This is a genomic window from Arthrobacter sp. N1 (assembly GCF_048288285.1).
GTDB lineage: Bacteria > Actinomycetota > Actinomycetes > Actinomycetales > Micrococcaceae > Arthrobacter_D.
Map to the genome: position 1 here is coordinate 995,996 of NZ_CP102608.1, position 12,928 is coordinate 1,008,923.

General features: G+C 67.3%; 7 protein-coding genes. All 7 read left to right on the forward strand.

Going from position 1 to position 12,928, the window contains the following annotated elements; all coding sequences use genetic code 11:
• The first annotated feature begins 2 nt into the window (after positions 1 to 2).
• The 7 genes from NVV32_RS04570 to NVV32_RS04600 all read left to right on the forward strand — a co-directional run bounded on the left by NVV32_RS04570 (position 3) and on the right by NVV32_RS04600 (position 12,767).
• The gene (locus NVV32_RS04570) at positions 3 to 2,669 is read left to right on the forward strand and encodes an AAA family ATPase (protein WP_422391534.1); all 2,667 of its coding nucleotides are present in this window, start codon (positions 3 to 5) and stop codon (positions 2,667 to 2,669) included.
• A 456-nt stretch (positions 2,670 to 3,125) separates the two neighbouring features.
• Positions 3,126 to 4,616 (forward strand): sugar transferase, encoded by a 1,491-nt coding sequence (locus tag NVV32_RS04575; RefSeq protein ID WP_055770291.1) that lies wholly within the window; start codon positions 3,126 to 3,128, stop codon positions 4,614 to 4,616.
• Positions 4,617 to 4,696: 80 nt separating this feature from the next.
• Positions 4,697 to 5,143: an adenylyltransferase/cytidyltransferase family protein gene (locus tag NVV32_RS04580; protein ID WP_152815831.1), complete on the forward strand. Its 447-nt coding sequence runs from the start codon at positions 4,697 to 4,699 to the stop codon at positions 5,141 to 5,143.
• Between the two features lie 61 nt (positions 5,144 to 5,204).
• Positions 5,205 to 6,404, forward strand: coding sequence for a DUF1972 domain-containing protein (locus tag NVV32_RS04585; protein WP_055770294.1), 1,200 nt, complete (start codon positions 5,205 to 5,207; stop codon positions 6,402 to 6,404).
• Complete coding sequence (locus tag NVV32_RS04590) at positions 6,401 to 7,198, forward strand: CDP-alcohol phosphatidyltransferase family protein (protein WP_055770297.1); 798 nt, start codon at positions 6,401 to 6,403, stop codon at positions 7,196 to 7,198. The genes NVV32_RS04585 and NVV32_RS04590 overlap by 4 nt, the downstream gene beginning before the upstream one ends.
• The gene (locus NVV32_RS04595) at positions 7,195 to 7,974 is read left to right on the forward strand and encodes a hypothetical protein (RefSeq protein WP_422391535.1); all 780 of its coding nucleotides are present in this window, start codon (positions 7,195 to 7,197) and stop codon (positions 7,972 to 7,974) included. The genes NVV32_RS04590 and NVV32_RS04595 overlap by 4 nt, the downstream gene beginning before the upstream one ends.
• Complete coding sequence (locus tag NVV32_RS04600; protein ID WP_422391536.1) at positions 7,971 to 12,767, forward strand: PKD domain-containing protein; 4,797 nt, start codon at positions 7,971 to 7,973, stop codon at positions 12,765 to 12,767. The genes NVV32_RS04595 and NVV32_RS04600 overlap by 4 nt, the downstream gene beginning before the upstream one ends.
• Positions 12,768 to 12,928 lie beyond the last annotated feature (161 nt).

The window sequence follows — 12,928 nt, forward strand, 5'->3', positions numbered from 1 at the left end:
GCATGGGCGCTGCGATCGGCCTCGTGGGGAGGGAACGGCACGTCAGGGAGATCGTCGCCGCACTGGACGATGCGTCCGGTTTCGGTGCGATGATCATCGGCGAGGCGGGAGTGGGCAAGACGGCGGTGGCACGCGCCGTCGTCGAGCACCTGCGCTGGTCCGCCCCGGTGCTCCGGGTTACCGGCGGCTCGTCGCTGCGCAACATCCCGTTCGGTGCGCTCGCTCCTTACCTGCACACCCTCTCGGTCGCCGACGCCGACTCGCCGGTGGCGATCCTCCGTGCCGTGATGAGTCACCTGTCAGCAGAGCGGGCGCGCTCGCAGCGACCTCCGCTGATCATGGTCGACGACGCGCACGAGCTGGACGCCGGCTCGAGTGCCCTCCTCGCCCAGCTGGTCAGTGCGCGTCGGGCCAAGATCCTCGTGCTCACCCGTGCCAGCCCCACGCTTCCGCCCGAGTTCGTCGCCTTCAGCACCGACGGGCTGCTCGCTCGGTCCGAGCTGCACCCTCTCGGCGTCGAAGCCGTCGCCGAGCTCTGCGCCACGGTGTTGAACGGTCCCGTCCTCACCGGCACCAGCCACACCCTCGCCCTCATGACCGGCGGCAACCCCATGTTCCTCCTCACCGTTCTCGAGCAGGGCAGGACGGAGGGCTATCTCGAACAGCGCAACGGCTTCTGGCGTCTGTCCGACGAACAGCCCGTGGTGCACGTGCGGCTCGGCGACCTGATCCGCTCGCAGCTCCGGGCCCGCAGCAAGGACGAGGTCGAGGCCCTCGAGGTCGTGGCCTTAGCGGAGCCGATAGCTCTCGACGCGTTGGTGCACTGCGTCGATGCTGTCGCGCTCAAGAGCCTCCGGGACGATCGGCTCGTCACCGTCGGACCAGCGCCCGATCAGCCGGTGTCCCTCGAGCACCCGCTCTACGGGGAGGTTCTTCGCAGCCAGGTGCCTGTGGCGCGCAGCCTCGAGATCCGGCGTCGTGTCCTCGCCGCACTGGAACCCGGGACGCCATCGCTCAACGCCTTCCTGAGGACGGTGTCCTGGGGCCTCGACTGTGGCGTCCCGGCCGACGACCGCACGCTGCTGCGCGCAGCCGCCGTCGCCAACGCGCTGCGTGACCACGGCCTCGCCCTCAGGGCCGCCCGCGCCGTCTCGGCACCCGGTCTGCACGGGCACGCGCTCACGGAGATCGCACGGGTACAAGCCGGGCGCGGCAATGTCGGCTACGCCCAGGAGCTCGTCGGCGAGGCGCTGCGCGGCTGCACCGACCTGCGCGTCGCGAAGGACGCGACCTTGCTCTCCTTCGAACTCAAGCTCAGGACCGGGGCCCCGTACGCGGACCTGCGTGACGACGTCGACCGCTGGCGGTCCCTCATCGCCACCCTGGATCTGCGCGACGGCCTCCGGGTCACCGAGGACGCCCTCTTCCGTGCACGGCTCGGCATCCGCCTCCTCGAGACCCACGTCCTGATCCTCGAGGGTCACCTGGAGGGCGTGGAGGAGGAGCTTCGGGACATCATCGCCGAGCCACGGGGCTCGGCGGAGACCCGCCTGGGGGGTCTGGTCCTGCTCGCGGAGGTCCTCGGCAGCATGGGGCGATCAGTCGAGGGGAGTACCTGCTCGGGCGAGGCCCTCGCGATCATCGAGGCGGAGGGTGCCACCCTGCTCGGCTACCGCGAGTTCGCGGCCGCGCGGCACGTTCTCCTGCTCGCCACCAGTGGGCGCGCCGCCGAGGCGAAAGCCGTGCTGCAGACCTGCTCCCGCGCGCACCCCCGCAGTATCGTCTACTTCGCGGGATGGGGAGACGTCGTCGACGGCATCGGAGCGCTTCGGGCCGGCCGCAACAGGCAGGCGCGCGACCACTTCCTGTTGGCGCTCGAGGCCCTGCAGGAATCGGATGTGATCCAGGTCATGACGTTGCTGCTCGGGCTGGCCGCCTATGCCTGTGCCCTCGCCGGCGACACGCCCCGAGCCGAGGCGCTGATGGTCGAGTTCGAGCGGACTCCCGGGCGTGGCTCACGATCCATGCGGCTCGGGGGTCGTGTCTTCCTCACGGCGACTGCGGTGCTGCTCGGTGAGACACCCGGAGCACGCGCCGACCTCCTCTCCATCGCGGCGACGGCCGAGAAGGAGGGGCTCAAGGAGCTGGCGGGAACGGCCCTCCACGTCTCCCTGCTGCTCGGCGACCTCGGCGCGGTATCCCCCATCATCCGGGTGCTCGAAAGCGTCGAGGGCTCCGGCGCGTCGGACCTGCTCGATCTCGCCCTCGCCGCCCGGGCGAAGAACGCCGAGGCGATGGTCTCCGCAGCCACCATCGCCGGCGAGCACGGCAATACGGCCTTCGAGTTCGTCGGTCTCTCGCTCGCGCTGCAGCTGATGGGTGAACAGGGAGCAACCCGGCAGGCACGCAGCATCCAGCGGCGTGTCGTGACGCTCGGTGAGCAGCGCGAGGGGCCGGTCCCGACGCCCCTCGCCTCGGTCTCACCCGCCGCCAGCACCCCCCGGCTCACCCCGACGGAACGCAGGATCGTCGACCTCGTCCGGGAGGGCTATTCCAACCGTGAGATCGCTGACGCCAAGAGCGTCTCGGTACGAACCGTCGAGGGGCACCTCTACCGGATCTTCGCCAAGCTCGGTGTCAACCGGCGTGAGGACCTGAGGGACTCCTGAACGCCTGTTCCGCGTAGGTGGACGTGCTGCCGCGCAGTAGTGCCGAGTAGTGCACAGGTAGTCCACGCGTAAGCCGTCCAGGACAAACACGTAGGGCGTACTCGTGTGCGCTCCGATACCGATCCATAGAGTTTCCGCAAGAGCTTTGCAGGCAAAGCTGGGGAAATTTTTGAAGAATCGGGTCTCACTCATGGGTTGTCCATCCTGCGGAACCAGCCACTCCACTCAGGTAGGCGCTCTCCACCACTTCCTCCCGGAATCGGGGGACGCCCGTCGCTCGGTCGCGTCCCGCCGGTTCACCTGCGGGGCCGCCGCTACAGCGGTCGCCTCGCACCCACGAACGGAGCCGGCGATGTCAGGACCTTCTGAGACCAAGGTCCGTCCCCAGTCGTCGTCGGCTCCCCGGATCCATCCGCTGCGCCGTCAGGTCGCTCCCGTCGACTCAGGGGTATCGCGATGACGCAGATGCACAGCGCAGTCGGAAGCTTCACAGCGGTTCCCGGCCTGTCCACCGTCCAGGAACCACTGCCGATGTCGGGCGCCGCCTGGCGCCGCCGCTACCAGATCTCCCTGCTCGCGACCGACTCCGTCCTGATCCTCGGAATCCTCCTGCTCACCGTCAACGTGCTGACGCTCGACGCGAGCGGTGCCCGCATGGCCGATGTCCTCGGGCTCGGCGGTGCGATCGCCGCCGGCTGGATGACCATGATGGCATTGTTCCGCACCAGGGATTCCCGCCTGGTGGGAACGGGTGCGGGGGAGTACAAGAAAGTCATCCGTGCCAGCCTTGCCACGTTCGCTGCGACGGCTGTCGTCGCCGTGCTGCTGGACCTCGAGCACTACCGTAGCCTCCTCGTGCTGGCGCTTCCGGCCGGCACCGTCCTGCTCCTGTCCAGCCGTTGGCTGTGGCGCCAGTGGCTGCTCCATCAGAGCCGCCTCGGCCACCACCTCTCGAAGGTGGTCGTCGTGGGCCGGCCGAAGGACGTCCGGTACGTCGCAGCGCAGCTCGCCAAGAAGTCAGGTGCCGCCTACGCCGTCGTCGGTGCTGTCTACGAGGGCAAGTCGAACCCGGCGGCCCTCCACACGGGAAACCGTCTCGTCCCCGTGGTCAGCGGCCTCCGCAAGGTGGAGGACTTCGTGGCCCACACGGGCGCTGACGCCGTGATCGTGGCCGGGCACCTCCGGAAGGGCAGCTCCTACATCCGCGAGCTCGGCTGGAGGCTCGAGGCTTCCTCGACCGAACTGGTCCTGGCTTCGGCGCTCACCAATGTCGCCGGCCCGCGTATCACCATGCGCCCCGTCGAGGGGCTCCCGCTCATGCACGTGGAGCTGCCGCAGTTCGCGGGCGGCCGCCACCTGATGAAGCGGGCGCTCGACGTCGCCGTATCAGCCACTGCCCTCCTCATCCTCGCGCCCCTCTTCCTGGCACTCAGCATCGCGATCCGCCGGGACAGTCCGGGTGGGGCGTTCTTCAAGCAGGAGAGAGCGGGCAAGGACTCGGCCGTCTTCACCATGTACAAGTTCCGCTCCATGGTGACCACGGCCGAGGACGAACTCGAACTGCTCAAGGACCAGAACCAGGGCAGCGGTGTGCTGTTCAAACTGCGGGACGATCCCAGGGTCACGAGGATCGGGGCCGTCATCCGGAAGTACTCGCTCGACGAGCTGCCCCAGTTCTGGAACGTCCTGCGGGGTGACATGTCGCTCGTCGGTCCGCGGCCGCCCCTGTTCAGCGAGGTGTCCGGCTACGAGGAGCACACGCGCCGCCGCCTCCTGATCAAGCCCGGGCTGACCGGGCTGTGGCAGGTCAGCGGCCGCTCGGACCTCGACTGGGACGAGAGCGTTCGCCTCGACCTGTACTACGTGGAGAACTGGTCGGTCGCCGGAGACCTGATCATCATGTGGCGCACCTTCAAAGTGATGCTCAAGCCCGTCGGCGCCTACTGATGACCGTCGACCCGACCCCGTCCGGCCTCACCACGCCGACGGGCGCCACCCTGGCGCCCGTCCGCACCAAAGGAACCTCCATGGGAATACGCATCGGTTACGCCGCCGGCGCCTTCGACCTCTTCCACGTCGGCCACCTCAATCTGCTTCGCCATGCGAAGAGCGAGTGCGACTTCCTCATCGCCGGTGTCGTCTCGGACGAGCTCCTCGAGAAGAACAAGGGCAAGCGCCCGGTGATCCCGCTCATCGAGCGCCTGGAGATCGTCCAGAGCGTCCAGTTCGTCGACCGCGCTGTCGCTGAGACCGAGCCGACCAAGTACGACATGTGGAAGCAGCTCGGCTTCAACGTCTTCTTCAAGGGGGACGACTGGAAGGGCACTCCGAAGGGTCTCGCCCTCGAGGAGACCTTCGGCCGGGTCGGTGTGGAGGTCGTCTACTTCCCCTACACAGTCCACACCTCCAGCACCTTCCTGCGGCGGACGCTGGAGCTCCTCAACGCTCCGGCCGTCCACGAAGCCGCTCTCTGACGCTTCACCGTAGTCCCGGCTCCAACGCGGAGTCGTCACCGACCTGACTGGGAGTCAAACCATGTACCTGCTGTCCTCTCGATCGAAACCGCTGCGCATAGCCCTCGTCGGGACGCGCGGCGTCCCCGCCCGCTACGGCGGATTCGAGACCTGCGTCGAGGAAGTCGGCCAGCGCCTCGCCGCCCGCGGTCACGAGGTGGTCGTCTACTGCCGCACGACGGCGGAGACCAACCACGCCGAGACGGAATACAAGGGCATGACCCTGGTCTACCTGCCCGCTCTGAAGAAGCGTTCGCTCGAGACCCTGAGCCACACGGGCCTGTCCGCCGGACACCTCTTCTTCAAGCGCGCCGACGTCGCCGTCGTCTTCAACTCGGCGAACTCACCCTGGTTGCCCGTCCTCCGCGCAGCCGGTATCCCGGTGGCAACGCACGTCGACGGGCTCGAGTGGAAGCGCGCGAAGTGGGGCACGCTCGGGAAGCGCTACTACCGGGCGGCCGAGTCGCTCGCCGTCCGATGGTCGGACGCCCTTATCGCCGATGCTGCCGGGATCCAGGACTACTACCACCAGGAGTTCGGCGTCGAGAGCACCTACCTCGCCTACGGTGCACCCATCCTCGAGTCCGGTGCCTCGGATCGCCTGGCCGAACTCGACCTGGTCGTCGGGGGCTATCACCTAGTGGTGGCCCGGTTCGAACCGGAGAACCACGTCCACGTCATCGTCGACGGATACGTCCGGAGCAACGCCGAGCTGCCACTGGTCGTCGTCGGGTCCGCACCGTACTCCGACGACTACACGCGCCTCGTCGAATCCCTGGGTGACGAGCGGGTGCGCTTCATCGGCGGCGTGTGGGACCAGGAACTCCTCGATCAGCTGTACGCCAATGCCCGGATCTACTGGCACGGTCACTCGGTGGGAGGCACCAATCCGTCGCTGCTGCGCGCGATGGGCGCAGGGGTGGCCACCAATGCGTTCGACGTCAACTTCAACCGCGAGGTGCTGGGCGTCAACGGCGAGTACTTCGCCGATGCCGCCGCCATCCCGGCGCTCGTCCACGCAGCCGAGGAGGACGAATCGGAGGCGCTGCTCCGGGGCAAGAAGTCACAGTCCGATGCCCTCGCCTACGACTGGGACCGGGTGGCCGAGGGCTACGAACAGCTCTGCCTGTCGCTCGTCGGACGTCGGGGCGCCCGCGGCCGCCGTTCCGGTGCCTTCCCCCTCGACGCCGAGGTCACCGAGCACGAGTCGGTGCGGGCATGACGGCCACTGCTCCGGTCCGGGATCTCGCGGACGAGACCTATTGGGGCACGGTCGCACGCCTGGCGTCGGCGCAGAAGGGTGCGTCACGGACCGCTCCGGCGTACTCGCGCTTCGTCAACCGGAAGCTCGGCCGGCTCCTCGCTGCCTGGGCCTACCGGGCCGGCCTCACCCCCAATGCGGTCACCGGGATCAGCGCGACCTTCACCGCCGTGGCGATCCTCCTGCTTCTGGTCCTCCCTCCGTCGCTGCCACTGGGCCTGGCCGTCGCCGGCGCGCTCGTCCTCGGCTACGCCTTCGACTCCGCCGACGGTCAGGTCGCCCGACTCCGCGGCGGTGGAACACCGGCAGGGGAGTGGCTCGACCACATCGTCGACGCGATCAAGACCACGGCGCTGCCGATTGCCGTGTTCGTGTGCCTCCAGCGCACCGATCTTCCTCGGGCCTGGCTCGCAGTACCGCTCGTCTACGCCGTCGTGGCGAGCGCGACGTTCTTCGGGATGATCCTCACGGAACAATTGCGCAGGCAGAACGGACATGCGGGGATCACCGCAGCGTCCGGCGGCATCAAAGACCTCATCACCGGCCTCCTCGTCCTTCCCATGGATTATGGCGTCCTCTGCATCTCGTTCGTCCTGCTCGGCGCGCCGGGGCTGTTCCTCGCCCTGTTCTCACTTCTCACAGTGGGCAGTTTCCTCTTCCTCTGTCTTGCCCTGCGCAAATGGTTCCGCGAGATCAGCGGATTCAGGGGTGCGGGTCCCGTCCTTTCTCCCTCCGTCATCAGAGAGCAATCATGAACACCGAACCCAGCAAGCCCTCCACCAGGCGGACCAGGGTAGTGGCCCTAGGGGCCATCGCCGCCGGTGTGGCCCTCACCGGGTCCCTGGCACTCACGGGCGTGACACCGTCGTCCGCCTACGAGGCCGTCTTCGCAGCGCAGAACCAGCCGGCGAAGGTCGTTGCGGCAGAGACGCCGTCACCCGCACGAACACCGAGCCCGGCTGCTTCCAGGAATCCGGACAGTCCGGCGGACGCGGGCGCAGGGTCGGCTTCGTCCGACGCCGCCAAGAAGAAGGCCTCCGCGATGAACGAGGGCGTGGGCGTCGTCCCGCCGAAGCCGAAAGCGGATGACGCGGAGCTGGGAAGGACCCCCCAGAAGAAGAACAAGCCGGTCAAGATGACGGACAAGGTCCAGGTGCTCGACGGCTTGACCGTCTCGGTGGCCGGTCTTGCCGCCGTGCAGGGCGTAGCGGACGAGCCGGGCGAAGTGGCCGGCGACGCCGTGAAGGTCTCCGTCACCCTCTCCAACACGAGCGCGGAGGCAGTAGATACCTCCGGCGTCCTCGTGGACATGGAGGCGGGACCGGATGCCGTGCCGGGCCTCGCCCTCAGGGGCTCGGGGGCCACCACGCTTCCCGCCTCGATCGAACCGGGAGCATCCGCAACAGCGGACTACGTGTTCGTCGTCGAATCGAACAAGCGGGCCCGCGTGTCCGTGCTCGTCAACTACAGCGTCTCCGCGCCCGTCGCCGTCTTCGAAGGCACCGCGCCTCCAGCCAAGGGAAAGAAATGACACTCTTCGACCGCTCCAGGGTCGCATCATCGGCCGTCGTGCCCGCGCGCCGCTCGGTCCGCCTGATGTCCGGCATCGTCGCCGCACTGATGGGCGTGTCGTTCGTCGGTCTGTCCACGCTCCCGGCGGCGGCCGACAGTCGGCCGGCCGAGCCGACCAGTCCGAGCTCGCCGGTCACGGCGTCGCCCGACGTCCTGCCCACGGTCCAGGTGGACGGTGTCGTCTGGCAGCAGACCGTCATCGGGAACACCGTGTACGCGGTCGGGCAGTTCACGACGGCCCGGCCCGCAGGCTCCGCAGCCGGCGTCAACACGACTCCGCGAGCGAACATCCTCGCCTTCGACATCCGGACCGGAGCGCTGATCACGAGCTTCAACGCCTCGCTGAATGCGCAGGCGCGCAGCGTCACCGCCTCGCCCGATGGCAAGCGGATCTACGTCGGTGGCGCCTTCACCCAGGTCAACGGCACCGACCGTCGGTACGTCGCGGCGCTCGATGCGAGCACCGGTGCCTTGATCACGAGCTTCGCACCGCTGGTCGCCTCGAGGGTCAATGCCATCGTGGCCACGCCGGACGCGGTCTATCTCGGTGGATGGTTCACCGGCGTCGGTTCCGCACGGCGGGACAAGGTTGCCGCTGTGTCGCCGACCAACGCCGCGCTGCTTCCCTGGAACCCGACGGTCACCGGTGGCGACGTGACGTCGATGGTCGTCTCACCCGATCGCACGAAGGTCGTCGTCGGCGGAAACTTCACGACGGTCAACGGGGCCACCAATGCAGGGTGGGCCTCGATCAACGCCTCGACGTCCGCCGTCGAGCCCTGGGCCGTCAACAGCTTCATCAACAACTCCGGTACGGGTGCTGCCATCACCGGACTGACCTCCGATGCCGACTACGTCTACGCGTCCGGCTACGACTTCAACGGAGTCGGCACGGCTTTCGAGGGTGTCGTGGCAGCACGCTGGTCCGACGGCGCCGTGAACTGGCTCGAGGACTGCCATGGCGACACCTACTCGGTCTGGAGCACCCAGGACGTGGTCTACTCGGCCGGCCATGCGCACTACTGCGGTAACGTCCAAGGCTTCCCCGAGACGAATCCCCGGAGCTACAACCACGCGCTCGCCTTCGGGAAGACGCCGGTGGCCACCATCACCCGCGACACCCAGGGGTACCGGAACTTCGAAGGCAACCAGCATTCAGCCCTGCTGAACTGGTGGCCCACCTTCACCGTCGGGTCCTTCACGGGCCAGTACCAGGCGACCTGGTCCGTCACGGGAAATTCCGAGTACGTCGTCATGGGTGGCGAGTTCCCGACGGTCAGCGGAGTCCGCCAGCAGGGCCTGGTGCGCTTCGGCATCGGGACGAAGTCGACCAACAACAAGGCACCGGAAAAGGCAGGAAAGGCGGCCAACCCGGCAGTCATCTCCGTCAAAGACGGGGAAGCCCGCATCACCTGGGCCTCGAACTGGGACCGTGACAACAAGAAGCTGACCTACCGTGTCTACCGCGACGGCAACCTCACAGCGCCCATTCACGAGACGACGGGCGAGTCCACCTTCTGGCAGATGCCGACGCTGAGCTACATCGACAAGGGCCTGGCTCCGGGGTCGAAGCACACCTACCGGATCTTCGCTCTCGACGCGTACGGGAACGAGGCACGCTCGGAGAGCGTCGAAGTGACGATCGCCGCCGCAGGCTCGGTCAGTCCGTACGCGACCTCGGTCCTCGACGACGGAGCCTCGTCCTACTGGCGCCTCGGTGAGGCAAGTGGGACGAACGTCGTCGACTGGGCCGGCTTCAACGACCTGACGGCCGCCGCCGGTGTGACCCGCGGTGAGGCCGGGGCCATCGCCCAGGACGCCGACAAAGCGAGCACGTTCAACGGCACGGACACCGGCGCCGCAGCGGGACGCACACCACAGGAGGCACCGAACACCTACACGTCGGAGGCCTGGGTCAAGACGACCACGACGTCCGGTGGCAAGATCCTCGGCTACGGCGGATCCCTGACCGGGAACTCCGGCTCCTACGATCGTCAGACATACATGGACAACGAGGGGCGCATCTGGTTCGGCGTCTACCCGAACACCGTCCGTACCCTCAACTCGTCAAAGAGCTACAACGACGGACAGTGGCATCACGTGGTGTCGTCGCTCGGTCCGGCCGGAATGGCGCTGTACATCGACGGAGTCCTCATCGGCAAGCGCGCGGACACCACGAGGGGCCAGGGCTTCCAGGGGGTGTGGCGCGTCGGAGGTGACAACCTCGGCGGCTGGCCCAACCAGCCGGCGAGCTACTACTTCAACGGCGTGATCGACGATGTCGCGATCTACCCGACCGAGCTCACCCGCGCGCAGATCCAGGCACACTATTCGAACAGCGGTCGCGAGGTCGCTGGACCGAAGAAGCCTGCCGACGCTTACGGTGCTGCCGTCTACTCGGCTGAACCGGAGCTCTACTGGCGACTGAACGAGGCCGATGGTTCCACCGCCGCCGATGCTTCTCAGGCAGGCGTTCCCGGGACCTACGTCTCCGGCATCACTCTGGGGAAGGCCGGTGCCCTGAAGGACGTCTCCGACGGTGCCGCGGAATTCAACGGATCGTCAGGTCTGCTGTCGAGCACCAAGCGCTATGACAACCCCAGCGTGTACAGCCAGGAGCTGTGGTTCAACACCACGACGGCCAACGGCGGCAAGCTCATCGGTTTCGGTGACAACCCGAACGGCCTGTCGGGCAATTACGACCGACACGTCTACATGGAGAATGACGGACGCCTCACCTTCGGTGTGTGGACCGGCCGGACGAATCTCGCGCAGTCGACGGACGCGTACAACGACGGCAAGTGGCACCACATGGTGGCGACACAGTCCGGCGACGGGATGGTTCTGTACGTGGACGGCAAAGCCGTCGGGACGAACCCTCAGACAAGCGCCCAGGGCTACAGCGGGCACTGGAAGATCGGTAGCGACAACACCTGGGGGCCGCAACCGTTCTTCGCCGGGACGATCGACGAGGTAGCCGTCTACTCACGGGCCCTCGGGGCCACTGAGGTCGCGGACCACTACCGCCTCGGCGGAGGGACCACCACCGTTCCGAACAAGGCTCCTGTGGCTGCTGCGTCGGTGACGGCGACGGATCTGACGGTTGCTGCTGACGGGTCGGCGTCCTCGGATGCTGATGGGACGGTCGCGTCGTACAGCTGGAACTTCGGGGACGGGTCTGCTGCGAAGACGGGTGCGACGGCGTCGCACACGTATGGTGCGGCGGGGACGTACTCGGTGGTGCTGACGGTGACTGATGACAAGGGTGCGACGGACACTGTGACGAAGTCCGTCACGGTCACGGCGCCTCCTGTTCCGAACAAGGCTCCTGTGGCTGCTGCGTCGGTGACGGCGACGGATCTGACGGTTGCTGCTGACGGGTCGGCGTCCTCGGATGCTGATGGGACGGTCGCGTCGTACAGCTGGAACTTCGGGGACGGGTCTGCTGCGAAGACGGGTGCGACGGCGTCGCACACGTATGGTGCGGCGGGGACGTACTCGGTGGTGCTGACGGTGACTGATGACAAGGGTGCGACGAACGCTGTGACGAAGTCCGTCACGGTCACGGCGCCTCCTGTTCCGAACAAGGCTCCTGTGGCTGCTGCGTCGGTGACGGCGACGGATCTGACGGTTGCTGCTGACGGGTCGGCGTCCTCGGATGCTGATGGGACGGTCGCGTCGTACAGCTGGAACTTCGGGGACGGGTCTGCTGCGAAGACGGGTGCGACGGCGTCGCACACGTATGGTGCGGCGGGGACGTACTCGGTGGTGCTGACGGTGACTGATGACAAGGGTGCGACGGACACTGTGACGAAGTCCGTCACGGTCACGGCGCCTCCTGTTCCGAACAAGGCTCCTGTGGCTGCTGCGTCGGTGACGGCGACGGATCTGACGGTTGCTGCTGACGGGTCGGCGTCCTCGGATGCTGATGGGACGGTCGCGTCGTACAGCTGGAACTTCGGGGACGGGTCTGCTGCGAAGACGGGTGCGACGGCGTCGCACACGTATGGTGCGGCGGGGACGTACTCGGTGGTGCTGACGGTGACTGATGACAAGGGTGCGACGAACGCTGTGACGAAGTCCGTCACGGTCACGGCGCCTCCCGCCCAGATGGTTGCAGCCAAGGACCTGTTCGACAGGAGCACCGCGAATGCCTGGGGCACCGCGGAGGTCGGCGGCGTCTGGACCATCTCCTCGTGGGCGGCCGCCAAGTATTCGGTCGCTGCAGGATCCGGAATCATGGCGACGTCGGCCGGGGCCACCCTCGCCGCACAGCTCAATGCCGTATCGGTCCTCAATTCCACCACGACGAGCGTGTTCTCCGTCGACAAGGTGGCGGACGGCGGCGGTCTTCAGGTGAGCGTCATCCCCCGCAGGGTCCCGAATGCCGGCGAGTACAGGGCGAAGGCACTGCTGCAGAAGAACGGGGCAGTGACGATCGAGTTGAAGAAGAAGGTCGGCACGACGGAGACGCTCATGCTGGCTCGTGCAGTCTCCGGTCTGACCTATGCGGCAGGTGACGTCCTCACCATGAAGGTGGACACGTCGGGCGCCGGCAGCACGACGGTCGCCGCGAAGATCTGGAAGGCCGGGACACCTGAGCCCGCTGCCTGGCAGATCGTGTCGAGCGACTCCACCGCAGCCCTCCAGGCACGTGGAAGCGTGGGTGTCGAAACCTATCTGTCGGCTTCGTCGACGAACGGCCCGGTCGCGTTCCGGCTGCAGGATCTGGTGACAGTTCCTTCGCCATAACCGCACGATGACGACAGGGACCTCATCCCGGATCTCCGGGGTGGGGTCCCTGCCCTATGACCTGGGGACCCTTCCCCTATATTTGAAGAGCCCGGACCATCGCTGGCCGGCTGGAGCCGATGGGGTGGAATGTGATCCGCAGGGACGACGTAGGCCGGACG

What these genes read in the sequence shown, in the direction of transcription:
- NVV32_RS04570 (WP_422391534.1), top strand. Translation starts at nt 3, where the DNA reads ATGGGCGCTGCGATCGGCCTCGTGGGGAGGGAACGGCACGTCAGGGAG.
- NVV32_RS04575 (WP_055770291.1), top strand. Translation starts at nt 3,126, where the DNA reads ATGACGCAGATGCACAGCGCAGTCGGAAGCTTCACAGCGGTTCCCGGC.
- NVV32_RS04580 (WP_152815831.1), top strand. Translation starts at nt 4,697, where the DNA reads ATGGGAATACGCATCGGTTACGCCGCCGGCGCCTTCGACCTCTTCCAC.
- NVV32_RS04585 (WP_055770294.1), top strand. Translation starts at nt 5,205, where the DNA reads ATGTACCTGCTGTCCTCTCGATCGAAACCGCTGCGCATAGCCCTCGTC.
- NVV32_RS04590 (WP_055770297.1), top strand. Translation starts at nt 6,401, where the DNA reads ATGACGGCCACTGCTCCGGTCCGGGATCTCGCGGACGAGACCTATTGG.
- NVV32_RS04595 (WP_422391535.1), top strand. Translation starts at nt 7,195, where the DNA reads ATGAACACCGAACCCAGCAAGCCCTCCACCAGGCGGACCAGGGTAGTG.
- NVV32_RS04600 (WP_422391536.1), top strand. Translation starts at nt 7,971, where the DNA reads ATGACACTCTTCGACCGCTCCAGGGTCGCATCATCGGCCGTCGTGCCC.